Annotated in this window: 24 protein-coding genes; 13 read left to right on the forward strand and 11 right to left on the reverse strand. The window is 42.2% G+C overall.

What is annotated here, in order from left to right; translation table 11 throughout:
• Together ACOSVQ_RS11850 and ACOSVQ_RS11855 are read left to right on the forward strand one after the other, a co-directional pair.
• On the forward strand, positions 1-1767 hold the full coding sequence (locus ACOSVQ_RS11850) for a bifunctional glycosyltransferase family 4 protein/polysaccharide deacetylase (RefSeq protein WP_491982763.1): 1767 nt from the start codon (positions 1-3) through the stop codon (positions 1765-1767).
• Positions 1768-1776: 9 nt separating this feature from the next.
• On the forward strand, positions 1777-2337 hold the full coding sequence (locus tag ACOSVQ_RS11855; protein ID WP_491982764.1) for an acyltransferase: 561 nt from the start codon (positions 1777-1779) through the stop codon (positions 2335-2337).
• Here the strand turns inward: ACOSVQ_RS11855 and ACOSVQ_RS11860 are convergent.
• Positions 2327-3514 carry an O-antigen ligase family protein gene (locus ACOSVQ_RS11860; protein ID WP_491982765.1) on the reverse strand — a complete coding sequence of 396 codons (1188 nt, stop codon included), beginning with the start codon at positions 3512-3514 and terminating at the stop codon, positions 2327-2329. The two genes, ACOSVQ_RS11855 and ACOSVQ_RS11860, sit on opposite strands and share 11 nt — an antisense overlap.
• A complete protein-coding gene (locus ACOSVQ_RS11865) occupies positions 3514-4239 on the reverse strand; it encodes a glycosyltransferase family 25 protein (RefSeq protein WP_491982766.1) in 726 nt (241 codons plus the stop codon). Before ACOSVQ_RS11865 ends, ACOSVQ_RS11860 begins: the two co-directional genes overlap by 1 nt.
• Before the next feature lie 191 nt (positions 4240-4430).
• On the opposite strand from ACOSVQ_RS11865, the gene waaF reads away from it, so the two are divergent.
• Genes waaF through ACOSVQ_RS11905 form a run of 8 tightly spaced genes read left to right on the forward strand, consistent with a single transcriptional unit; the run spans position 4431 to position 12184 of the window.
• On the forward strand, positions 4431-5486 hold the full coding sequence (gene waaF / locus ACOSVQ_RS11870) for a lipopolysaccharide heptosyltransferase II (RefSeq protein WP_491982767.1): 1056 nt from the start codon (positions 4431-4433) through the stop codon (positions 5484-5486).
• Entirely contained in the window at positions 5467-6498 is a 1032-nt protein-coding gene (locus ACOSVQ_RS11875; RefSeq protein WP_491982768.1) for a glycosyltransferase family 9 protein, read from the forward strand. Before waaF ends, ACOSVQ_RS11875 begins: the two co-directional genes overlap by 20 nt.
• Before the next feature lie 12 nt (positions 6499-6510).
• Positions 6511-7287 carry a glycosyltransferase family 32 protein gene (locus ACOSVQ_RS11880; RefSeq protein WP_491982769.1) on the forward strand — a complete coding sequence of 259 codons (777 nt, stop codon included), beginning with the start codon at positions 6511-6513 and terminating at the stop codon, positions 7285-7287.
• A 2-nt stretch (positions 7288-7289) separates the two neighbouring features.
• Positions 7290-8558, forward strand: coding sequence for a lipid IV(A) 3-deoxy-D-manno-octulosonic acid transferase (gene waaA / locus ACOSVQ_RS11885; RefSeq protein ID WP_491982770.1), 1269 nt, complete (start codon positions 7290-7292; stop codon positions 8556-8558).
• A 12-nt stretch (positions 8559-8570) separates the two neighbouring features.
• Complete coding sequence (locus ACOSVQ_RS11890; RefSeq protein WP_491982771.1) at positions 8571-8951, forward strand: HAD-IIIC family phosphatase; 381 nt, start codon at positions 8571-8573, stop codon at positions 8949-8951.
• Positions 8942-10525, forward strand: a complete 1584-nt coding sequence (locus tag ACOSVQ_RS11895; RefSeq protein ID WP_491982772.1) for a capsular biosynthesis protein — start codon at positions 8942-8944, stop codon at positions 10523-10525. The genes ACOSVQ_RS11890 and ACOSVQ_RS11895 overlap by 10 nt, the downstream gene beginning before the upstream one ends.
• A complete protein-coding gene (locus ACOSVQ_RS11900; RefSeq protein ID WP_491982773.1) occupies positions 10522-11256 on the forward strand; it encodes a glycosyltransferase family 2 protein in 735 nt (244 codons plus the stop codon). Before ACOSVQ_RS11895 ends, ACOSVQ_RS11900 begins: the two co-directional genes overlap by 4 nt.
• Before the next feature lie 4 nt (positions 11257-11260).
• A complete protein-coding gene (locus tag ACOSVQ_RS11905) occupies positions 11261-12184 on the forward strand; it encodes a WavE lipopolysaccharide synthesis family protein (protein ID WP_491982774.1) in 924 nt (307 codons plus the stop codon).
• Here the strand turns inward: ACOSVQ_RS11905 and ACOSVQ_RS11910 are convergent.
• Positions 12181-12888 carry a 3-deoxy-D-manno-octulosonic acid kinase gene (locus tag ACOSVQ_RS11910; RefSeq protein WP_491982775.1) on the reverse strand — a complete coding sequence of 236 codons (708 nt, stop codon included), beginning with the start codon at positions 12886-12888 and terminating at the stop codon, positions 12181-12183. The genes ACOSVQ_RS11905 and ACOSVQ_RS11910 overlap by 4 nt on opposite strands.
• A gap of 105 nt (positions 12889-12993) precedes the next feature.
• Here ACOSVQ_RS11910 and ACOSVQ_RS11915 point away from each other — a divergent pair, with 105 nt between their 5' ends.
• Together ACOSVQ_RS11915 and ACOSVQ_RS11920 are read left to right on the forward strand one after the other, a co-directional pair.
• A complete protein-coding gene (locus tag ACOSVQ_RS11915) occupies positions 12994-14049 on the forward strand; it encodes a glycosyltransferase family 9 protein (protein ID WP_491982776.1) in 1056 nt (351 codons plus the stop codon).
• Complete coding sequence (locus ACOSVQ_RS11920) at positions 14046-14834, forward strand: glycosyltransferase family 2 protein (RefSeq protein WP_491982777.1); 789 nt, start codon at positions 14046-14048, stop codon at positions 14832-14834. Before ACOSVQ_RS11915 ends, ACOSVQ_RS11920 begins: the two co-directional genes overlap by 4 nt.
• Positions 14835-14872: 38 nt before the next feature.
• Here ACOSVQ_RS11920 and ACOSVQ_RS11925 read toward each other — a convergent pair whose 3' ends face one another.
• On the reverse strand, positions 14873-15904 hold the full coding sequence (locus tag ACOSVQ_RS11925) for a glycosyltransferase family 9 protein (protein WP_491982778.1): 1032 nt from the start codon (positions 15902-15904) through the stop codon (positions 14873-14875).
• Between the two features lie 100 nt (positions 15905-16004).
• Between ACOSVQ_RS11925 and coaD the strand changes: the two genes are divergently transcribed.
• Positions 16005-16499: a pantetheine-phosphate adenylyltransferase gene (gene coaD, locus ACOSVQ_RS11930; protein ID WP_491982779.1), complete on the forward strand. Its 495-nt coding sequence runs from the start codon at positions 16005-16007 to the stop codon at positions 16497-16499.
• A gap of 49 nt (positions 16500-16548) precedes the next feature.
• On the opposite strand, the gene ACOSVQ_RS11935 is transcribed toward coaD, so the two are convergent.
• From ACOSVQ_RS11935 to ACOSVQ_RS11965, 7 genes are all read right to left on the reverse strand, one after another.
• Positions 16549-17550, reverse strand: coding sequence for an NAD-dependent epimerase (locus ACOSVQ_RS11935; RefSeq protein ID WP_491982780.1), 1002 nt, complete (start codon positions 17548-17550; stop codon positions 16549-16551).
• Positions 17551-17611: 61 nt separating this feature from the next.
• Positions 17612-18424 (reverse strand): bifunctional DNA-formamidopyrimidine glycosylase/DNA-(apurinic or apyrimidinic site) lyase, encoded by an 813-nt coding sequence (gene mutM, locus ACOSVQ_RS11940; RefSeq protein ID WP_491982781.1) that lies wholly within the window; start codon positions 18422-18424, stop codon positions 17612-17614.
• 24 nt (positions 18425-18448) lie between these two features.
• Positions 18449-18931: a hypothetical protein gene (locus ACOSVQ_RS11945; protein ID WP_491982782.1), complete on the reverse strand. Its 483-nt coding sequence runs from the start codon at positions 18929-18931 to the stop codon at positions 18449-18451.
• A gap of 193 nt (positions 18932-19124) precedes the next feature.
• Positions 19125-19292, reverse strand: coding sequence for a 50S ribosomal protein L33 (gene rpmG, locus ACOSVQ_RS11950; protein WP_002535344.1), 168 nt, complete (start codon positions 19290-19292; stop codon positions 19125-19127).
• A gap of 13 nt (positions 19293-19305) precedes the next feature.
• A complete protein-coding gene (gene rpmB / locus ACOSVQ_RS11955; RefSeq protein WP_165312557.1) occupies positions 19306-19542 on the reverse strand; it encodes a 50S ribosomal protein L28 in 237 nt (78 codons plus the stop codon).
• A gap of 452 nt (positions 19543-19994) precedes the next feature.
• On the reverse strand, positions 19995-20669 hold the full coding sequence (gene radC / locus ACOSVQ_RS11960) for a RadC family protein (RefSeq protein WP_491982783.1): 675 nt from the start codon (positions 20667-20669) through the stop codon (positions 19995-19997).
• 152 nt (positions 20670-20821) lie between these two features.
• The gene (locus ACOSVQ_RS11965; protein ID WP_491982784.1) at positions 20822-22501 is read right to left on the reverse strand and encodes a methyl-accepting chemotaxis protein; all 1680 of its coding nucleotides are present in this window, start codon (positions 22499-22501) and stop codon (positions 20822-20824) included.
• Between the last annotated feature and the right edge of the window lie 99 nt (positions 22502-22600).

Raw genomic sequence — 22600 nt, forward strand, 5'->3', positions numbered from 1 at the left:
ATGAATATTTTAATGGCACTGTCGCAGCTCGAAGTAACTGGTGCGGAAGTGTATGCAACAACTGTCGGCAATCAGCTAACTAAACGTGGCCATACAGTCCATTATGTGTCAGACACACTGACTAAACCTTTCGTTGGTCAATATTTTAAACTTCGCTTCAATAAGCGCAGTATCCTACGCAGATTCTGGCACATTGCTTATCTTGTTTATCTAATCAAAAAACACCATATTCAACTTGTACATGCCCACTCGCGAGCATCAAGCTGGAGCTGTCACGTGGCCTGTAAAATAACGGGCACGCCAATGGTTACAACAGTGCACGGCCGACAGCCAGTACACCGCTCACGTAAAGCGTTTCATGCTATGGGAGATAAAGCACTACCAGTGTGTGAAGCAATCGAGCAGCAACTTATTGAAGAACTGGATGTACCGGCATCCCAGTTAACCGTCAGTCGTAATGGCATCGAGACCCAAGCTTTTTCGCCTGCAGAACCACCTAACAATGCTAAACCTATCATCACCATTGTCGGTCGCTTAACCGGTCCTAAAGGTGATTTATGTTATCGCTTGTTAGATGAATGCCTCGATCTAGGCAAGTATGATGTGCGCGTTTTAACTGGTTCAGCAATGGAAACAAGGTTTGAGAAGTTTACCAAGAAAGCCTCTTTTCTTGGTTATACCAACGATGTCGCTCAAGTACTGCATCAGTCAGACCTAGTCATTGGCGCAGGTCGAGTGTCTATGGAGTCGTTACTTTGTGGCCGCCCAACATTCGCGATTGGCGAAGCTATCTCGATTGGAATTGTCGATGAAAACAACCTACCACATGCTATGGCTACCAACTTTGGTGATATAGGGCCTAATATACTCGATATCGATTTTGACTCTATCGCTCACGAGGTTGAAAAAGGGTTTGGTCATTCATCATGCAGTCCATCCGTAACAGAAAAAATTCGTGACTACTACAATCTCGATAATATCGTCTCTCAGTTAGAAACTATTTACCAAGATGTGGTCGTCAGTAAACTTCAAAAAGAGATGCCCGTATTGATGTATCATCGCTTTATCGACAACGAAGCGAAAAAAGGCACACGCGGCCCATACATAGACATTCAACTTTTTGAAAAGCACTTAAAACTTCTTAAGCGAATGGGATTTGAGAGCCTCACTTTTGAAGAACTCGCACGTAAAGGTTCTATCGAAAGATTAAATCCAAATAAGCGTTACTTTATGTTAACTGTGGATGATGGCTTCGTCGACAACTATGAGCTAATGCTACCACTATTGAAGAAGTATAATTTCAAAGCGGTAGTCTATGTTGTAACAGGCGAAACTTACAATCGCTGGGATGTGGAAGCAAACGAAAATCCAGACAAGCCATTTCCACTTATGAGTAGTGAGCAAATTAAAGCAATGGCTGACTCTGGTTTTATTGAGATTGGTGCCCACACACTTAGCCACCCATTCTTAAGTAAACTTTCATATGAAGAGCAAAAGCGTGAAATTGCACAGAACAAGTGCGAGCTAGAGTCAATTATTGGTAAGAAGCTAACTTCATTTGCTTATCCATATGGTGACTTAGACGATAACTCAAAAACCATCGCTCGCGAGTTAGGTTTTGACTTTGCGGTAGCGACTAATAGCGGCCCTCTTGCATTTCATCAAGACTTATATCAAATACGCCGTATAGCTATTTTTCCTAAAACCTCAGTACTGGGGCTATGGAGAAAAATAACCGGCAATTATGTATTTCGTAAAAATAAATAGCAGGTTTCCATGGCGAATTTTTCTCTACTAGCGCGTCTTCGCAACAAAATTCGAATTAATTCAGGCAATACAGTAGAAGTTGGCCAAAATACTCGTATACGTTACTGCGACATCCATGTCACTGGCAGTGGTAATAAGTTAGTGTTCAAAGATGGGGCTAACTTAAAAGGTGTTTGTATTGAACTGGATGGCAATAACTGCACACTTGTAATAGGCAGGAACTGCGTTATTGGTGAAAACTGCTTTATATCTTGTCGGGAAAGAGATACTCAACTTACGATTGGTGATAACTGTATGTTTTCACGTAACGTAAAAGTGATGACCAGCGATGGACACAATATTGTAAAACTAGGCCAACGGATAAACCCAGCGAAGAGCATTCATATTGGTGATAATGTCTGGTTGGCGGATAATGTCACTGTGCTAAAAGGTGCCTCGATTGGCAATAACTCTGTTGTGGGAATTAATTCTACTTTAACTAAGAGCATTAGCCATAACGTAGTTGCTGTTGGTAACCCAGCTAGAGTTATACAAGAAGATATTAGCTGGGAGAATGAGCTTACTTTCTAGGCGATAAAGATGATTTTTCATCTATCAAGATCGAACCACCGAGAATTAAACTTATTAAATAAACAATATGTCCATGAATAAAAGGGACATCAGTTAATGAGGCTATTGCAAAAAGTACTATAATAGAACAGCATAGCGAATCGTAACGAATATCTACCCTGTTACGTTTAAAACAAATTACAGATGAAGTAAACCATATCGCCACAAACAACAACCCTAGCAACCCACTTTCTACTAGAATCTGCAGGTATTGATTATGCAAGTGCGCGAAACCTCGAATCCATTGATTAGTACTGTTGTCTATTCTAATCCTTAATTTTTCAGAACCGATCCCAATAATTGGGCCATCGCCGACTAAACTTAATCCATTTTTCCATAATGTTAAACGAACTCCTATAGATGACCCATAGTCACCTTGACTGATCCTATTAACTTCTTGAGTTGTTCTCTCCCAACGTTCTTGAACTGTACTGGTTGATACAATACTAGCGAAGGCTAATAACGTTAACGTTAAGCTTATAACGTTCTTTTTACTTACTCGATCGAAAGAGAGCTTTGTTACAAATAGCGGCAATAGAGCAAATGGTAATGCTACCCAAACACCTCTAACAGCAGTGAGCGATAATGCATAGGTACATCCCAGAGCGGCTAACACAGTAATTACTTTAATACATAATCTCAGTTGTACTGTCCTGAGACAATACAAACAACAAGATAGCATTGACACACAATATAAAGCATATGGTATAGGGTTTACAGCCGTACCAACCCTCTGATGACCAATAACAAAATGCTCATAAATAGCCCAACTACAGTTTACAAGCGCCGAACCTAATATTAAAGAAATGAACATTTTTCTTTCAATTCTATACCAAGGAACCAAAGCTAAATAGAATGTCGTTACTATCAACGATCTCGCAAATGAGAAGTCGTCCCCCCTCATTATAAATAACAGAGAGAAATAACCTATCACGGTACAGGAAGCTTGAATAAATGATTTAAATCGTTGGTTTTCAAAGTTAGAAAAAACTGCTTTCCTATAATAGAACAAACAATATAGGCAAACTAACACCGTTAATCTGGATACTATAAACTTTGTGTTTGGCACATTAAATATAACAGCAAATACCATAAATGCTGGCGAAAGAAAAAATAACGATTCAATATTTTTTTTCATTACTTGTATCTATTGTTATATATGTTCATCATCACCTTGCGGTAAATGACATATAACTCTCTAGTCAACTTCCTATAAATTGGAGGTCTTCGCTCTTCTCCAAGCTGAATAGTCGTATCAAAATCTTGAATACTTTCAACCATACTAGGAGAAAAAAGGTAAGATGGGGTGTCATGTAGGTATAAAGATCCGACATAGTTATCAACCGGAAGACTCCACCTAGCACATCCATCTACTAACTTTTTAGCAGCAGATGGCGAGATAGCATAACAGAGTAATCCACCAAAGTTGTTATCCAAAAAACTAACCGAAAATTCGTCTTTTTTTTCCTTGATATATGTTTGGCTTCGTTCGCCTTTTTCCTGAAGACGTACAAACCCATATTTTTGCGTGATATTCTCGATAGCTACAAGAAATTGGTTCAAGAGAGCTTTAACGATCACATCATCTTCTAACACCAGAATAGGCTGCTCTAAGTCTATACACTTCTGCCAAAGAAGAAAGTGACTAGCATAACAGCCCATTTCACCTTTTGAAGGCATACGACCATTAGTGAACCAGAGACGTTTAAAGTAGTCATACTTTTCAAATAGTGGGTGAGGAGGTTCAGCCCTACCATCTACTGCATCAAAGAATTCAAACTCTAGCCCTAAGGCGTCGAGCTGTTTCTTTATGTTTTCTCTTCTTTCAGGAGAGCGTTTCAAACTGATGACGCAGATTTTCATTGATTGATGTCTCACTTACACGAACTAATTGCAGTAAACTGGGCGCTAATTAGACCATAATCATGCTTCTGTTTGAATTATTTTCCATACAAGAAAACACATTTTTAATAAAAGTAGATAAATCGGTGACGTTATCATCACGCCAACAATATGCTATTCTCAACGTCGATTTACATGCAGATAACAGTTAGATGAAAATTCTTATCATTGGCCCTTCGTGGGTAGGAGACATGGTAATGTCTCAAAGTCTCTATATATCGCTTAAAAATCAGTATCCACAGGCAGAAATTGATGTCCTTGCTCCCGCTTGGTGTAAGCCTATTCTTGAGCGTATGCCACAGGTGTCTCGCGCAATCGAAATGCCTATCGGACATGGTAAATTTGACTTTTTTGCTCGAAGAAAAATCGGCAAAGATATGCTGAACAGCCATTATACTCATGCATTTGTATTACCAAACTCAGCAAAATCAGCGTTAATCCCGTTGTTTGCCAGTATACCAAATAGAACGGGGTGGAAAGGGGAATTCCGCTATGGCCTACTTACAGATTTAAGACCCGACAAACGTATCTTCCAATATATGGTCGAAAGATACGTCGCATTATCTGCGAACAAAGCAACGATGCGACAAGACGTGGACATAAAAAACTGCCCAAAACCTCAGTTAACCGTAAATTTTGAAAGCCAGCTAAGCGCTAAGGCAAGATTGCAGCTTACATCAGAGAAACCCGTTATTGGTTTATGCCCTGGTGCTGAATTCGGACCTGCGAAGCGATGGCCTGATCACTATTACGCCCAAGTAGCAAAGCACGCTATTACATCTGGTTATCAGATCTGGCTATTTGGCTCAGCAAAGGACCATCATGTCTGTGAACTCATTCGTTCTGCGCTTAGTGAAAGTGAGCAACAATATGCACACAATCTCTCAGGTAAAACATCGCTGATTGAAGCCGTAGACTTACTAGCCGCATGCCATACCGTAGTCACTAACGATTCAGGCCTGATGCATGTGTCTGCTGCCGTTGGCTGTAATATTGTTGCCATCTATGGCTCTAGTTCTCCAGAATACACGCCTCCGCTTACAGATAATCTTGCTATGGTGCATACCGATATCGAATGTCGCCCATGCTTTAAGCGAGAGTGCCCATATGGACACCTTGATTGCCTCAATAAGCTGATGCCCGAACAAGTTATCCAAGCTCTAAGTACATTTATTGGAAAAGAAAATAATGAAACACCTTTGGTTTGAGAAAGGCGCTTATGCCGCAAAAAGTGCTCGTCGATATATTGAAAATGAGTTCGAACCCAAGAATATTAAAAAAATAGCTGTCATTCGCCATGCTGCTCTAGGCGATCAAGTTATCGTACGCCCTTTTTTAGTTGAAGCGAGAAAGTTCTTTCCTAATGCTGAAATTACTCTAGTCACTGTTTCCAACTACCTGTATGGAACCCCGTCTGAGCTAGCAGATAATACAGTCGTGATGAAGAGTCGTGAGGACTCAAAAGGATTGTCGCTTAAAGAAAAGTACCAGGACTACAACCAACTTGAAGAACAAGATATTGTGTTCGATGTTGCTGGAACTAACCGTTCTTACTGGTTAACTCTGTTCACCAAGGCAAAACTAAAAGTCGGTTTCCCTTACACTTCTTTCTTATGCGGTAAGCTCTACAATTTAGCAGTGTTTCGTTCAGACTTTCAGCCGGAAGTGGAGTGCATGCTCGACATGCTAAAGATCCTTGGACACAATCCAACCTACCCTCTTGACTTCGCTTATCCTGATCACCGTGAGTTAAAAGACTCCAATCAACCCTATGTGGTGTACTTTAGTGGTGCTTCACAGTTAAGGAAGATACTTTCGAAACAAGAGATGCGCAAGGTTATCGAACAGGCGATTGAACATCAACCAGATATCCAACACGTTTACCTTGAAGGGAAGAATGACTTTGAAAAAGGTGAGTTTTTACAAGATCTGGCTGATGCAGGAAAGCTCACTATTCAACCCTGTCTGCCCTTGAACGAACTAGTCGTGTTTATCGCCAAAGCTACTTTGGTTGTTGCCCCAGATACCGGAATACGCAATGTCGCAATATCAACGCATACACCAACCGTTGGTATTTTCTACGCTACTGTGCCATTCCGATACACGCCTTTGTATGAGAAACATTGGGTTGTAATGAACGCAAATGGCAGTAAACCAACAAGCGATAAAATTATTGCTACAATCGGCAACGCATTAAACCCAGTAAATAATAAACGATAGGACATCAAAAACATGAGCCAACTTAAGATATTGGTCGCCAACCGATTAATTCGCCTTACAGGAAATATTTTTAAGGTGCTTTCCTATCCGTTTCACTGGGTGTTTCCAAAGCTTCGCTTTACTATTCCGGCCCATTCGCCAAGTAAATTAAAGCTAAGTAGTGGCAAAGCCATTCCTCGAACCATTTGGCAAACCAACTTTACCGACCAAGCGAGTCTTCCCGTTTATATGAACTACCTTTTTAATCGCCTAATGTCATTAAACTGTGACTACCGCTACGTTAGCACTGAAGCTAGAGGCGAGTTTCTTAAGGAAAATGCATCCCCTGACGTTTACGCTGCATACTCTCGTCTAACAAATGGAGCAGCACAAGCCGATCTTTGGCGTCTCGTGGTACTAAATACTCAGGGTGGTGTGTACATGGACATCGACGCAACACTAGTTTGGTCTTTAGACAAACTATTAGGTAACAACAAAGAGTTGTACATTAAAGTAAGTGATAATACAGAAATAACTAACTACTTTATTGCATCTGCGCCGAACAACGAAGACTTGCAAGCAACGATTGACCAAGTGGTTTATAACATCAACCACTATAAACCTGAGATGGGAGTCTACCACTCAACTGGTCCTACTGTGCTTAACCAAGCCCTCAAAGGTAAGCTCGTCAATACTCAAGATCGAAAATACGTTTGTATCCAAGGTAGCTTTACCAACGAGCATTTTCAGTACATTGATAAACCGCGTGGCAAATGGACACACATAAACCCTGAAGATCTAGTTAAATAACTGTGCTAGCAAGATTCTTTTATTCACTTATTTTAACACTGTTCTCCCCGTTCCTTCTCTATAGTCTCTATAAAAAGAAACGGGGCAAGCCAAGTGTGGGCAAAAGGTGGAAGGAGCACTTTGGTTTCACTCCTCATATCCCAAGTTACCATAATCCGATTTGGATTCACGCAGCTTCTGTCGGTGAAACACTCGCTGTCACTCCGTTTATTAAACAACTAAAGTCTCGCCACCCTGAGATAAAAATTGTACTCACTACCACCACTTCTACTGGAGCCGAACAAGTCGAGCGGCTAGGAGACTTAGTCACACATCGCTATACCCCTGTCGACTTTTCATTTGCGATTAAGAAGTTCATTAAAATCATAAAACCAACACAGCTGATCATTGTTGAAACGGAGTTATGGCCCAATACACTTAACGTAGTGAGTCTGGCTAATATCCCAATTACATTACTTAACGCTCGCTTGTCAGAGAAATCGTATCGCGGTTATAAAAAGGTTCTGCCGCTATTTATTCCTATGGCAAAACAACTCTCCAAAGTATTGTGCCAATACGAAGATGATGCGGCACGTTTTGCAAAACTTGGAGTCGCTCAGGCAAAGCTAGTCGTTACTGGCTCGATAAAGTTCGATATATCAATAACTGATACAGTCCTAACTCAAGGAAACCAATTGAGAGAGCAGCTTGGTAAAGGACGTCCTATTTGGATCGCAGCTAGTACTCACGACAATGAGGATCAACAGCTACTATCAGTTCATCGACAACTTTTATCCACTATTCCAGAAGCTCTGCTCGTGTTGGTGCCAAGACACCCAGAAAGATTTGTTAATGTAACTAAGCTATCTAAAGAGTTTGGTTTTCGAACAGTGACCCGAAGTAGTGGTAGTGCAGTCAGTCACGATGTTCACGTTTACGTTGGCGATACCATGGGCGAGATGCTTACCTTGATGCAGGCAAGTGACGTCTGCTTTATGGGCGGTAGCTTGGTAGGAAAAAAGGTTGGTGGTCATAACCTACTTGAGCCAGCGGCTCTTGGCATGCCTATTCTAATAGGTCCGAGTTATTACAATTTTACTGATATCACTCACGCGCTAGTCGAAGCAAACGCATGTAAAATCGTACACGATCAAGTGGATATTTTAACTCAACTGAACATATGGCTGACAGATAAACTACAGAGCGAGATTAGCGGTCAACAAGCCCTATCTGTGGTCAATAAAAATACTGGAGCCATAGAGCGTTCTCTAGATCAAATAGCTCTAGTTTAGGAATTTAATATTATGAAAAAGCTAATCGTCGACCTAGACGGAACACTTACACAAGCCAATACTTCGGACTATAAAAATGTCCTACCTCGTACAGACGTGATTGAGCAGTTAAAAAACTATAAAGAGCAAGGATTTGAGATAGTCATCGCCACCGCACGCAACATGCGTACCTATGAAGGTAATGTAGGAAAAATTAATATTCATACTCTACCAATCATCACTGAATGGTTAGACAAGCATAATGTGCCATATGACGAAATTCTTGTTGGTAAACCATGGTGTGGTCAAGAAGGTTTCTATATTGACGATAGAGCAGTACGTCCGTCGGAATTTGCTGAACTGAGTTACGAGCAAATTAACCTGTTATTTGAAAAGGAAAAACAATGTTTCTAATAATGTCTGGAGCCTATGTTGGGCAAGAGCTAGAATCAGAGTTTGGACATATTCCACCAAGCTTTTTACCACTTGGAAACCGACGATTGTTTCAACATCAAATCGCTCTAGCTCCTAACGGCGTTGGCATTTATCTATCGGTGCCTGAGACTTACTCAGTATTTGCATTGGATAAGAAATGGCTTGAACAACATGATGTGACTCTAATCGGTACACCTGATGGCTTAAGTTTAGGCGCATCTTTGGTTGCCGCAATTAATATCAGTGGACACACGCTAAACACGCCTTTGCATGTTCTCTATGGTGATACCCTTTTTTCTCAATTGCCTATCGGTGATGATATAGCCAGTGTGTCGACGACTAAAGACAGCTATAACTGGGCGGTGTTGACTGATGATAAGGCCCATTGGCTCAAAGATACAGAGCAAAAATTGGGCGCTGAAACCAATCGCGTCATTGATGGTTACTTTAAGTTCAGCCAACCACGTGAGCTAGTACGCTGCATTACCCAAAGTGAATGGAATTTCATCGCAGGGCTCAATCGTTACCATCAATCTGTCGGGCTTACCCCTGTTGATGCCAATGGTTGGCTCGACTTCGGTCATGTAAACACTTACTACCGCTCAAAGGCAGAACATACAACTCAAAGAGCGTTTAATGAACTGACAATAACGCCAAAATGGATTGAAAAATCGAGCATTAAAAGCGACAAAATAGCGGCGGAAGCAAATTGGTTTGAACAACTCCCGTATCCACTACGTGGTTACATCCCGCAGTATTTAGGCAGTAGCAACGAGAAAGGTAAAGTTTCATACAAGCTTGAATACCTCCATCTTACGGCTTTAAACGAATTATTCGTCTTTTCCAAATTGCCGACACAGGTTTGGCAACAAATCCTTTCTGGCTGTATTGAATTCCTATCGGCGTGCAGCAAACAGTGCGCTGAAGCTGATACTCACGCCAACACGTTGGATATTCTCTTTGGCGGAAAAACTCCGGATCGATTAGCTGAGTTTTGCCAAGCGCGCAATATCGACATTGGCAGAAAATGGACTTATCAAGAGCAAACTATAAGTCTTAAAGAAGTCTTAGCGTTAAGTGAAAAACACCTACCGACTAAACAAGAGCAGCTTAGTGTCTTACACGGAGACTTCTGTTTCAGTAACATTCTGTATGACTTTAGAGCAGGTAAGGTCAAAACTATTGACCCGCGGGGGATGACTCCAGATGGACGCAAAACTATCTATGGTGATATTCGCTATGATCTAGCAAAGTTGAGTCACTCCATTTTGGGACTATATGATTGGATCATTGCTGGTTACTATGACGTCTCACTGGAAAAGCAAGAAATCACCTTAACTATTGAAGAAAACGGCGCACATAGAGAAACACAGCAAGCCTTTATCCAGTTGGTCGCAGATGAATTTGGTATTACAGCACGAAACTTATATGCCATGCAGATCCAGCTCTTTCTGTCCATGCTACCATTGCATGCCGATGATAAACGTAGACAGGACGCGTTGTTCGCCAACGCTTTCCGACTACATCAAATTTTACAGAGACTAGAACAATGATAGTGATCCCGATGGCGGGTATGAGCTCGCGATTTTTCAAAGCTGGCTACACCAAACCTAAGTATATGCTTGAAGCTCATGGGCAAACCTTATTTGAACACTCAGTCAAGAGCTTTCAAGCATACTTCTCTACGCTGCCTTTTCTGTTTATCGTGCGAAATGTCTATGAAACAGAAACCTTTGTTAAAGAGCAGGCACAGAAGCTTGGTATCAAAGAGTTCTACATTGTTGTTCTAGACAAAGAGACAAAAGGACAAGCGGAAACTGTTACTTTAGGTTTGGAGCTATTAGAGCAACAACGTCCAGACTATCAGGGACCAATTACCGTTTTTAACATTGATACTTTCAGACCTAACTTTAAATTTCCTGAGGTAAGTAATAGAGGTGATGGTTACTTGGAAGTCTTTAGAGGCTCTGGTGATAACTGGTCTTTTGCGCTACCAGAGAATGAAGGCTCAACCAAAGTCATCAAAACAGCTGAAAAGAATCCTATTTCCGATCTTTGCAGCACAGGCCTGTATCATTTTAATCGCAAGCAAGCCTACCTAGATGCCTATCAAGCATATGTTGCTAAGCCGCAACAAGAGTGGGAAAAAGGTGAACTGTATATTGCACCCTTATATAACTTACTGATAGAGAAAGGCTTAGAAGTTCACTACCACCTCATTAAACGAAGTGAAGTGATCTTCTGTGGTGTTCCACAAGAGTACACGGACTTTCTTAATAGGTAGCGAAATGATTAAGATTGCAGACCACGAAATTTCGTTTGTTGTACAAGGTCCAGTTCAAGCGAGCGATGGCAGGACTCAGATATCTAATATCACTAGTGAATGTTTGAGTTCTATACGTAGTTATTTTCCAACTTCAACCATCATTTTATCGACTTGGAAGGGACAACCTCATCAAGGTTTAGATTATGACCAAGTAATAGAGCTCGATGACCCTGGCTCAAACATCATCTATCACGATGGGCAACCGCAGATCTTAAACAACAACCGCCAAATGGTCAGCTCCCACTGCGGCCTAAAAGCCGTTGCCACCCAATATGCTGTCAAAATGCGTTCAGACAACAAGCTTATCGGCCGACAGTTTGTCGATTTGTACTGCCAATACGTAGACATACCAAGGCAAGAACAATACTCTTTTTTTAAACAACGGACCTTAACCAGCAGTGCCTTCTTTATCTCTTGTCATCACGGTAGGCCAGTCTACTTCCATAAAAGCGACCTATTTGACTTTGGAATAACTGAAGACTTACTAACAATTTGGTCCTCAAACTGGATAGAAGAGTTGAGCTTTACACTAAAGCCTGGTTACAAAGCGCGTTACACAACGACTGAGCAATTTCTAACCCTCAACTGGTTATCCAAACTCATTGGGAAACAACTTAAGATTAATAATCTGACCGGTGAAGATGCAGGATTAGGTACTGATTTTTGGCCTCAGTTTATTGCCAACAACATCATTGTGGATACACCGGAAAAATTGGGCTTAGATGTAACTGAGAGATTCTATAAGCGCGGAAATCTAGCTCTAGAATACGACCTAGCTGACTGGCTTTACCTTAACAATCAATCTGGTAAGCCTCGCGACAAAAAACGTATCTATCGACGCTACAAAAACCTTACGGGTACTTTACTTCGTAAACTAAAAGGCTAGCGCTTAGTCTGGTAACCTTCTAAAAGTGGTTGCCAGTCGTTCTCTAACCATGAAATATCACGCTTACCCACTTCCTTAATAAAAGATCGCTTCAATCTTTCCAGGTTTCCTTGCTTCCAACTATCGCCGGATTGCTGGTAACACTTATCAAAATCGATGATCCAAACCTGTTGTTGTTCATCAATCAAGATGTTGTGAATGTTGAGGTCCGTGTGATTGACTTGTGCATCATGCATTTTTCTGATTTCTCGACCAATTTTTTTGTACATCTCAGTACAAAGTGGAGCTTGTTGCAAAATGGCTACTAAATCACGTGCGTTAGCGACCTTTTCACTAAGCAAGTCGGCTTGGTAAGTAAAAACCGTTCGGATCGCACGTGCGGCTATTGGTCTTGGCACATTAACACCCGACGCTCTCAGTTGCTGTAAAAGCCGAAACTCCTGATAACTGCGAGTCTTTTCCCAGCCGCTAAACCAGTAACTATCTGCCACCAACTTACCAAACAAGCCACCACGACGATAATGGCGTAGTGCTGCTGCCACAGTCTCTGTTTGAACGAACCAAGTAGTCCCTCGCCCTGTCGCACTGCCAATAACTTTTACAGCATTGTGCCAATACTCGACATCAAAAGCTCTTTCTACTGGCTCTTTCAGCAGTTGTTCATCATACCAAAACGCATGGTTTTTCTTGGTGACACTCTTCATTGTATTTAGCAACGCAACCTCAAATTAGCTTAAATCGGTTCTATTTTACATTTATTCGTTAGCTCTGCATAATTCGATATCACTAACAATGAGTTATTCAATGCCATGGCCCTTTTTGATACAGCTCCACAATCTCTATGCATATTGCGCCTTTCTGCAATTGGCGATGTGTGTAATACCATCGCTACAGTGCAGGCAATCCAACATCAGTGGCCAACTACCCATATTACTTGGATAACTGGAGCACTAGAGGCTAAGTTACTTGAGAACATCGACGGAGTTGAACTAATTGTTTTTGATAAGAAAAAAGGTTGGCGGGCATACCAACAACTTTGGTCCATACTCAAAGGGCGTCAATTTGATGCTTTGCTACACATGCAATACGCTTTTAGAGCAAGCATTGCTACATTAGGCATCAAAGCCCGATACAAGTTGGGCTTTGATGCTAAACGCAGCCAAGATTTTCAAACCCTGTTTACTAACGTCAAAGTGCCATCACCAAATAAACCTCATGTTCTTGATGGGTTAATGGCTTTTGTTCACGAGCTTGGTGTTGAGGATATTACGCCTAAATGGCACATAAATTACTCACAACAAGATGAGTTATGGGCGCAAAGCCACTTAAACACCAGCAAGCGCAATCTTGTACTGGTACCGGGAGCGAGCAAGTCATATAAAAACTGGCATGCTGAAGGCTATAGCCAGCTTATCCAGCATGTAAGAAGCAAAGGTTGGAACGTTATCTTGGCAGGCAGCCCTGCAAAGGTTGAGACAGACTTAGCAGAAAGCATACTAACCCTATACCAAGATGAAGCGACCAACCTTGTAGGTAAAAGCTCATTGATGCAAATGCTAGCCCTATTGGATAAGTGTGATTTAGTCATCGCTCCAGATACAGGTCCTGCCCATATGGCCAATGCGATGAACACACCAGTGATTGGCTTGTATGCACACCATAATCCGCAGCGAACCGGTCCGTATCAATATCTCGATTATGTTGTCAGTGTATGGGAACAGGCGATCGAAGAGCAAACTGGGAAATCCCCCCAACAACTAAGTTGGCGCTCGCGAGTTAAAGATAAGCACGCCATGAATAAAATCACCTCTGACCAAGTCATATCCATGTTCGACTTGGTCTGTGAAAAAGAGTCATTATTATGAATCAAGCCAGTCAGAACCGAGCGACGATAGCCGCCGTCATCATCACTAAAAATGAGCAAGACAGTTTACGCGACTGCCTAGAGAGCTTACGTTGGGTCGATGAGATAATCATCGTCGACTCAGGCAGTACCGACAACACAGAAGCTATTGCCCGTGAGTATACTGAGCATTTCTATGTGAATGATCAATGGCCAGGATTTGGTAAACAGAAGCAGTTGGCACAAAGCTATGCCACCAGTGATTGGGTTTTAGCGGTTGATGCTGATGAACGTATTAATGATACCTTACGTGAAAACATCCTTAGCATGCTGAAAAACCCACCACAAAACACTGTTTATAACCTGAACGAGCTCACTTGGGTATTTGGTCGTTTTCTCAAACATTCTGGTTGGTACTACCGTCATGTACGTCTCTATCCAAACAAGTTGACCCAATACAATGATAACCTTGTCCATGAGTCAGTCATCATTCCACAAGGCTGTCAGATTGCAGAGTTAGATGGAGATATCCTCCACTACTCTTATCAAAACCTAAATCATTATTTGGTAAAGTCAGCGGGTTATGCCAAAGCTTGGGCAGATCAACGTCAGGCTAAAGGTAAGAAAGCCTCTCTATCACAAGGTATTGGGCATGCCATCGGCTGCTTCCTGAAAATGTATGTACTAAAACGTGGATTTTTAGATGGAAAGCAAGGCTTTCTGATTTCATTGCTATCTGCTCATTCAACATTCGTCAAATATGCCGACTTGTGGGCTCGAAACAACGACAGTAACTATAAAAAATAATTGAAAAAGCCTGAATCGAACTCAGGCTTTTTTGTGTCTTAGAGGAAATTTTTCGACCAAGGATTCACTTGCCCAACAACCGTAGCAATATCTATTCGGGTCATGTTCTCTTGACTCTGCTTGTCTTCTGCTTGTGGTGGGCAAAACGCGATATGACGACCTTCTGAATTTAGAGGACGCCAACGCAGAGGTGTCGCAGAACGCTTGGCAGGGAAGAAACCAACCGTGGGTACATCTAATGTCGCAGCAATATGCAGTGGTCCTGTTGAGCCCGCAATAAATAGCTGAGCGCAAGCTATAGAACGAGTGAAATCTACCAGACCATCGTTTTTATCATACAGAGCCGCATTACCGCCAAGCTGTTCAATAATGTCCTTTAGTTCTGCTGCTTTCGTTTCTTCACCCGGGCCTGCGGTTAACACAACTTCATGTTCACCTTCCAAACCCTGAATTAAATTTGCGTACTGTTCCAAGGTTAGATTGTTTGCCGAGCCACCACTTCCAGCATGAACAAATACCCAAGGTTTCTCGGCATCAAGAACAAGTTGCTCTGAAAGTTTGTTTCGCTGAGCTTTCAATACTTCGTCGCTAAATGACAAATAAGGTGCGGCAGGTTCAACGATAGTGACACCTGTATCACGCAAAAATGCTCTGACTAAATCCAAGTTGTACTCATACTCCGGTTTGGCCGATTGAGAGCGTTTCTGCTTGATGCGTTTGTTATAAAAGATTTGAGCCAGTTTTGTCGCAGGTGCAAGACGGTAACGAATTCCAGCCTTCCACACTAACAACGCGTTGTAGGTAGTTGAGAACAAGTTAATTGATGCATCGAATTTTCGCGCTTTAATCTCTTCAATTAGCCCTTTCTGAGCGCTTTTATCTGACTTTTCCGTAGGGTCAACCATCACATCATCAATCCAAGGACATAAATCAGCCAACGCTGCCGTGTACTTAGGTACTAAAGCTGTAATATGACAATCAGGCATAGAAGCTTTCAACATCGCAAAACTTGGCCACGCTAACATGAAGTCGCCAATTTTATCATTTCGGATAACAAGTAACTTTTTCATTCTGTTCTGTTTATACTCAAATTAACTGGTTCAATCATACCGACTTCAAAGTGTTTTTGTTAGTATGACGACCATTCCGTTCACTAAAGAGCAATAGATTGTGAGTCAAAAACGTATTTCTCGAGTGCTTTACCCAGGCACCTTCGACCCAATTACCAATGGTCATTTAGATTTGGTTGAACGTGCAGCAAACATGTTTGATGAGGTCATCATCGCTGTGGCTGCAAGTCCTAGTAAGCAAACTATGTTTACTTTAGATGAACGAGTAGCGTTCGCCCGCGAAGTAACTAAACATCTTGATAATGTCACCGCGAAAGGTTTTTCGGGGCTATTAGTCGATTTCGCCAAGCAAGAGCAAGCCAACGTGTTGATTCGCGGCTTGCGCACAACAGTGGACTTTGAATATGAGTTTGGCCTAACCAATATGTATCGACGCTTAATGCCCGGCTTAGAGAGCGTATTCCTCACCCCAGCCGAAGAGCATGCGTTTATCTCTTCGACCATTGTTCGCGAAGTGGCGATCCATGGTGGTAATGTTGATCAATTCGTGCCGGAAGTTGTCGCGACCGCCCTGCATACCAAGAAAAAGGTTTAAAATTAGTAATAAAGGGCAGAAAACTGCCCATTTTTATCAACCAAAAGAATTAAGAGTAAAAACTTCTATACCAATCAACAAACCGTGCAACGCCAGTTTCGGCATCCACCTGAGGTTTATACTGAGTGACTTTGAACAGATCTTCTGTATCTGCATAAGTTATATACACATCGCCCGGTTGCATTGGTAAAAGGTTTTTCTTAGCTTCAATACCTAGAGCAGTTTCCAACGCCTGAATGAAGTCCATCAGCTTCACAGGGCTTCCATGACCGATGTTGTATACTCGGTAAGGAGCAGAACTGGTTGCAGGAGTGCCGGCTTCTACACTCCACTCAAGGTTAACCTGTGGAATCACATCTTTAATACGTAAAATACCTTCAACAATATCGTCGATATAAGTGAAGTCACGCTGCATATCACCGTTGTTATACACATCAATTGCTTCACCACTAATGATCGCCTTGGTGAACTTGAACAACGCCATATCAGGACGTCCCCAAGGACCGTAAACAGTGAAGAAACGAAGTCCAGTCGTTGGAACTCCGTAAAGATGAGAATAAGTGTGCGCCATTAGCTCATTGGATTTTTTGGTTGCCGCATACAAAGACACTGGGTGATCCACGCTATCTGAAGTATGGAATGGTGTTTTGCGATTTAACCCATAGACCGAGCTTGAAGATGCATAAACTAGATGTTTGATTTTATGGTGGCGGCAGCCTTCAAGGATGGTTAAGTGGCCTACAAGGTTACTATCTGCATACGCCATTGGATTATCAATCGAGTAACGAACACCAGCTTGAGCCGCTAAATGGATAACTTTATCAAACTGCTCTATCGCAAACAGATCGGCTACCGCTTCACGGTCAGCGATATCCATTTCAATAAAATAAAAGTTGTCATGCGCAGCTCGCTCTAAACGTGCATCTTTTAAAGCAACATCGTAGTAATCGTTGAGATTATCAATGCCAACCACTTCGTGTCCTTCAGCACAAAGACGCTCAATTACTGCCGAACCAATAAAGCCAGCAGCGCCAGTCACTAAATATTTCATCTATCAATTCTCAGAATAAAATTTGAAAAATTTATACCACAATTTCGCTTGGTTTTCTTAATTATAGCGATTGGCAGCGTGAACAAAAAAACGTATTTCTCTGCCCTATCTTCAATTCCTGCAGGAGATTACCACAATTAGGACAAGGCTGATTTGCTCTACCATATACTTGCAGCTCTTGCGCAAAATACCCAGGTTTACCATCTGCTTGAGCGAAGTCTTTAAGCGTCGTACCACCTTGAGCTATCGCTCCGGTCAAAACCAACTTTATCTCAGCCACCAGCTTCGCCCATTCATCCAGAGATAAAGAACACGCTGGGCGTTGTGGATGAATTCGAGAACTAAAAAGCGATTCACTGGCATAGATGTTCCCCACTCCGACAACCACTTTGTTGTCCATAATGAACGGCTTAACCGCTACACGCTTGTTCTTGGCTTTATCTGCAATATATTTTGCATCAAATTCTTCAGTCAGAGGCTCTGGTCCAATATTACCTAAGACTGGATGCGATTCCCCAACGGGGCACCACAACCAAGCACCAAAGCGACGTGGGTCGTTATAGCGCAACACCTTGCCATTACTCAGCGTGAGATCAACGTGATCGTGCTTACCAGCAGTAATGAATCCATCCAATACGCGTAAAGAACCTGACATTCCAAGATGGACGATGGCTGAGCCTATATCCGTTTCAATCAGTAAGTACTTTGCTCTTCTGGAAATGGAACGAATAACTTGCCCCTCCATCTGCTTCAACTCTGCTGGAATATCCCAGCGCAATTTAGGAGCGCGGAAAACAAGAGATTGAACTTTCTGCCCCACAAGGTGGGGAGAAATACCCAAACGGCTGACTTCTACTTCTGGGAGTTCTGGCATAACTGTTCCTGTCTGATTTTTTGATTATTCGCTGTCAGGCAACAAATAGCCTTTTTCCACCGATATGGCTATCCACTTGTCTTGCCAGTTTTTAAACAACCAAAAACGGGGCGTCTGATAATAAGTGATCCTTTGGGGCTCTTCTTGGTCGACATACCACACTTCTATCGTTTGTGGGTTACGCAAAATTGGAAGAAACGACTGGTAAGTATCGTCATCTACTTCCGTGCCTACGAGAGTCTTCCAACGTTCTACCAATACTTCTGGCGCAACACTACTTGGTGGTGTCGCTCTCCAGCGCCCTTGGTTCTTTTCCAACGATAAATTAGAGAAATGTATCGCTTGTAGCTGCCACTCCGAATTTAGCAACGTCGGATAAGCTGGTGCCGGAGGTTCCATCAGATAGGATTTAATCACTGTAGGTAGATTTAATACCCCAATGAAAAGTATTACAGCCAGAATGAGAATATTATTCCACCGACGACGGCGGCTAGGAGAAACACGCATGAAACTATCCTTAAAACAGAGGAGATCCTTAGTAAAAGCGTGGCTGTAGATTAACAGGAAGAAAATGCAGATCCTAGTGAGGACTTTCCGAAGAGTGAAGAGAACAAGCTGAGATAGGAAGAGAGAAAAGCAGAAAAGAAAAAACCCAACCATATAGGCTGGGTTTTCTTACTACTTTAAAGAGAGCAATCAATTACTTGATTTTTGCTTCTTTGTACATAACGTGCTGGCGAACTACTGGATCAAACTTTTTGATCTCGAATTTGCCTGGCATGTTGCGCTTGTTTTTGTCAGTAGTGTAGAAGTGACCAGTACCAGCAGATGATACTAGACGAATTTTCTCACGAATGCCTTTAGCCATTGCCTAATTCCTCTTAAACGTTTTCGCCACGTGCACGAATGTCAACAAGAACAGCGTCGATGCCTTTCTTGTCGATGATACGCATGCCTTTAGCAGTTAGACGTAGTTTAACAAAACGTTTTTCGCTCTCTACCCAGAAACGATGAGTTTGTAGGTTCGGCAGAAAACGACGCTTAGTAGCATTTTTTGCGTGTGAACGGTTGTTACCCGTTACTGGACGCTTACCAGTTACTTGGCATACTCGGGACATGAATGTCTTCTCCAAATCGTTTCAGCTCGATATCAACCTTGCTGGCTGAACCTCTTAATGCTCAAAATGAACTGAGGTAAAAACCGCTATGGAAAATCCACGCAAGGCTATCAAAGGTCGCGCATTATACTAACTTGATATGCATTGCTCAAGACCCGAACAGATCCTTTTTGCAGGATTCGCTGATCTTTTTTCTCTGGCGAGCTGAATTAGTGTTAAAAAATGTGTGCGAATCATACCAGAAAACGAGAGAAAGCTAAGCATTTTTTACGCATTCAGGCGAAATCATCATCAAATCTCTTTTAAGCCTTGTTTTTAAACATAATGATAGGTGTAACGCTGCAATTTTAGCCAACCTATTTAAAGTAAGATAACCCGTTGTAACAAAGGTTTTCACTTTATTTGCTACGTATTACCCAGAGCTCTAGCAAATAAAAAGTGCAGATCAATGTTCAAATCCATCCTCGCTCGGCAAAAGAAACAATTTCTCCGTCACCGATAACAAAATGGTCGAGAACGCGAATATCCACTAAAGCTAAAGCATCACAGATTCGATTGGTGATCCTTTTATCTGATTGGCTAGGTTCTGCAACTCCTGAAGGATGATTATGCGCCAGAATGAGCGCCGCAGCGTTATGGTAAAGGGCACGTTTAACCACTTCCCTTGGGTAAACACTCGCTGCATCAATTGTGCCTTCAAATAAAATTTCATCCTGTATCACCCGATGCTGATTATCGAGAAAAAGGATAAAGAATGCTTCCCGCTGTCGGTCCCGCAGCACGCTGGAAAGATAGAGCTGCGTTTGTTGAGGGCTTGTTAGTGCCTCGCCACGTTTGAGTGTTTCCGCCAAAAAACGTTGGGTAATCTCCAAAGATGCCTGCATTTGTACATATTTGGCTTCCCCTAGCCCTTTGTGCTGACAAAAGTGATCTTTGGACGAGGAAAAGAGCGATCGCAACGAACCAAATTCTCTTAATAGGAAATCAGCCAGCTCCAGTACATTCATACCTTGAGTACCGGTACGCAGCAATATTGCAAGCAATTCAGCATCGGAAAGAGCTTCCGGTCCTCGAGCAAGCAATTTTTCGCGAGGCATCGAATCGTTAGGAAGGAATTTTCGCTTCATTTCAGCTCCTGTATGTACTCTTCCTGCTTGAAGCTGCAACTCCAAGTCGTTTGAGGATATTTGGCATACAGAAACGAAAAAATCCCCAAAATCGCAACCGACTTTGAGGATTTTTAGAATCAACTCAATATTGTATGAATGGTGAGTGTTAACTAAACCTTAAAGTGCCCCACCAAACTTCCAACTTTATCACCCGACTGAGTTAAACGATGACTGATCGACTCTGAGTACTTCAAGTTGCCACTCAGATCATTAACGATATGCTGGATAGTAACCAAGTTCTGGTTAATCTCCTCTGCAACCGCACTTTGCTGCTCAGCAGCAGAAGCCGTTTGAGTACTCATATCTTGAATAACCGACACTGCGTGCGAAATACCAGAGAGCGTTTCTTTGATTTGCACCGACTCTAGTGCCGTCTTCTCACCGCGCTCTTGGCTGATATTCATGCTAGTCACGGCTTTGTTTACGCCTTGATTCAACGCATCGAGCATGTTGCCGATTTCTTTGGTGCTGTTTTGAGTGCGGCTTGCCAATGAGCGAACCTCATCCGCCACAACAGCAAAACCGCGACCTTGTTCGCCAGCACGCGCAGCTTCTATCGCAGCATTAAGTGCGAGTAAGTTTGTTTGGTCAGCAATGTCACCAATCACTTTCAGAACTTGAGTTATCTTGTTTGCTTCTTGGCTAAGCTCTTGAATCGCATCTGAAGTTAAATCCACTTCATTAACCAAGGCACCAATACCTTCGATAGCTAGGTTCACTTCTCTCTGAGCTTCAATAATCTGCTGATTTGCAGACTCAATTGCTTGTGCCGTTGAGTTAGTGTTGTTTGCTACCTCGCGGGACGTTGCACTCATCTCCGTCACAGCAGTAACCACTTTGTCTGTTTCGAGACAGTGATCATTCATCTGCTTACTCGACTTGGAGGTTTGCTTATCAAGTTCCATTGCTGCGGAGCTTACATCTTCAGCTGAACGTTGAATGTCTGCGATCATCGGATGAAGCTTATCCATGAAATCATTGAATGCTTTTGCAACTTCACCAATCTCGTCCTGACTTTCTACTTTCAAGCGAGCGGTGAGATCACCACCACCCGCAGCCACATCTTTTAGAGAGCTAACGATGTGTTGTAATGGAGCCACGCCACGTGCAACCAATAAACTTACCAGCAAGCTGGTAATGAGTAAGCCTAAGAAAGAGAACCCTACTGCTGAATAAGTTTGGTCATGCAAAACTGCCAAACGTTGCTGTTGGTACTCAGCAAGTTGAGTGTCGATATCATCGATGTAGATACCAGTACCTAAAATCCAATCCCATTTAGGAAGATATTCTGCATAGCCTAACTTAGGAGCTTGAGCTTTAATGGACGGTTTCATCCAAGAAAAATACAAAAAGCCGTCACCGGTTTTAGCTGCATCGATCAACCCAGCAATCACTGGCACACCATTGTCATCTTTCAATCCGTAAAGATTTTTACCTTCCAAAGAAGCATTCATAGCATGCAGTGTATTTACACCTTGGGAATCATACGCAAAAAAGTAACCGTCACTTTCAAAGCGCATCGATTTTAAAATCTCTTTCGCTAACGCTTTATTTTCGTCACTGCTATCTGCTTCATACAATGACTTCACTGCCGTAACACCCATCATCAAATAGGCTTTAAGCTCTTGTTTACGGTTGTTAACTAACGGCTCTCGGTATTGAGTCAGCTCTTGTTGCAAGCTGTTCATGCCTATCCAGTAATACACCATCGAACTTACACTGGTTATTAATACTAGCGGTACAACCGTCAGCAATAATAACTTGGTACGACTTCTCATCGATCGAAACATAGCTCACCCTAATGCATTTATAGTGGTTTTAATAATATTGTTGATATTATCGGCTGCGAGTTATGCGATCTAAAAGTAAATTTAGCTATTTTGTAGACG

The organism is Vibrio sp. HM8-C, assembly GCF_058630515.1.

Excerpts from the sequence above, each read along its gene's own strand:
- ACOSVQ_RS11945 (WP_491982782.1), bottom strand. The coding sequence starts at position 18,931 with ATGCGTGTTTCTCCTAGCCGCCGTCGTCGGTGGAATAATATTCTCATT.
- radC (WP_491982783.1), bottom strand. The coding sequence starts at position 20,669 with ATGAAGCGAAAATTCCTTCCTAACGATTCGATGCCTCGCGAAAAATTG.
- ACOSVQ_RS11920 (WP_491982777.1), top strand. The coding sequence starts at position 14,046 with ATGAATCAAGCCAGTCAGAACCGAGCGACGATAGCCGCCGTCATCATC.
- ACOSVQ_RS11860 (WP_491982765.1), bottom strand. The coding sequence starts at position 3,514 with ATGAAAAAAAATATTGAATCGTTATTTTTTCTTTCGCCAGCATTTATG.
- ACOSVQ_RS11880 (WP_491982769.1), top strand. The coding sequence starts at position 6,511 with ATGAGCCAACTTAAGATATTGGTCGCCAACCGATTAATTCGCCTTACA.
- rpmB (WP_165312557.1), bottom strand. The coding sequence starts at position 19,542 with ATGTCCCGAGTATGCCAAGTAACTGGTAAGCGTCCAGTAACGGGTAAC.
- ACOSVQ_RS11900 (WP_491982773.1), top strand. The coding sequence starts at position 10,522 with ATGATAGTGATCCCGATGGCGGGTATGAGCTCGCGATTTTTCAAAGCT.
- ACOSVQ_RS11850 (WP_491982763.1), top strand. The coding sequence starts at position 1 with ATGAATATTTTAATGGCACTGTCGCAGCTCGAAGTAACTGGTGCGGAA.
- ACOSVQ_RS11915 (WP_491982776.1), top strand. The coding sequence starts at position 12,994 with ATGGCCCTTTTTGATACAGCTCCACAATCTCTATGCATATTGCGCCTT.
- waaF (WP_491982767.1), top strand. The coding sequence starts at position 4,431 with ATGAAAATTCTTATCATTGGCCCTTCGTGGGTAGGAGACATGGTAATG.
- ACOSVQ_RS11895 (WP_491982772.1), top strand. The coding sequence starts at position 8,942 with ATGTTTCTAATAATGTCTGGAGCCTATGTTGGGCAAGAGCTAGAATCA.
- ACOSVQ_RS11875 (WP_491982768.1), top strand. The coding sequence starts at position 5,467 with ATGAAACACCTTTGGTTTGAGAAAGGCGCTTATGCCGCAAAAAGTGCT.
- ACOSVQ_RS11890 (WP_491982771.1), top strand. The coding sequence starts at position 8,571 with ATGAAAAAGCTAATCGTCGACCTAGACGGAACACTTACACAAGCCAAT.
- ACOSVQ_RS11865 (WP_491982766.1), bottom strand. The coding sequence starts at position 4,239 with ATGAAAATCTGCGTCATCAGTTTGAAACGCTCTCCTGAAAGAAGAGAA.
- rpmG (WP_002535344.1), bottom strand. The coding sequence starts at position 19,292 with ATGGCTAAAGGCATTCGTGAGAAAATTCGTCTAGTATCATCTGCTGGT.
- ACOSVQ_RS11925 (WP_491982778.1), bottom strand. The coding sequence starts at position 15,904 with ATGAAAAAGTTACTTGTTATCCGAAATGATAAAATTGGCGACTTCATG.
- mutM (WP_491982781.1), bottom strand. The coding sequence starts at position 18,424 with ATGCCAGAACTCCCAGAAGTAGAAGTCAGCCGTTTGGGTATTTCTCCC.
- ACOSVQ_RS11905 (WP_491982774.1), top strand. The coding sequence starts at position 11,261 with ATGATTAAGATTGCAGACCACGAAATTTCGTTTGTTGTACAAGGTCCA.
- ACOSVQ_RS11855 (WP_491982764.1), top strand. The coding sequence starts at position 1,777 with ATGGCGAATTTTTCTCTACTAGCGCGTCTTCGCAACAAAATTCGAATT.
- ACOSVQ_RS11935 (WP_491982780.1), bottom strand. The coding sequence starts at position 17,550 with ATGAAATATTTAGTGACTGGCGCTGCTGGCTTTATTGGTTCGGCAGTA.
- ACOSVQ_RS11965 (WP_491982784.1), bottom strand. The coding sequence starts at position 22,501 with ATGTTTCGATCGATGAGAAGTCGTACCAAGTTATTATTGCTGACGGTT.
- ACOSVQ_RS11910 (WP_491982775.1), bottom strand. The coding sequence starts at position 12,888 with ATGAAGAGTGTCACCAAGAAAAACCATGCGTTTTGGTATGATGAACAA.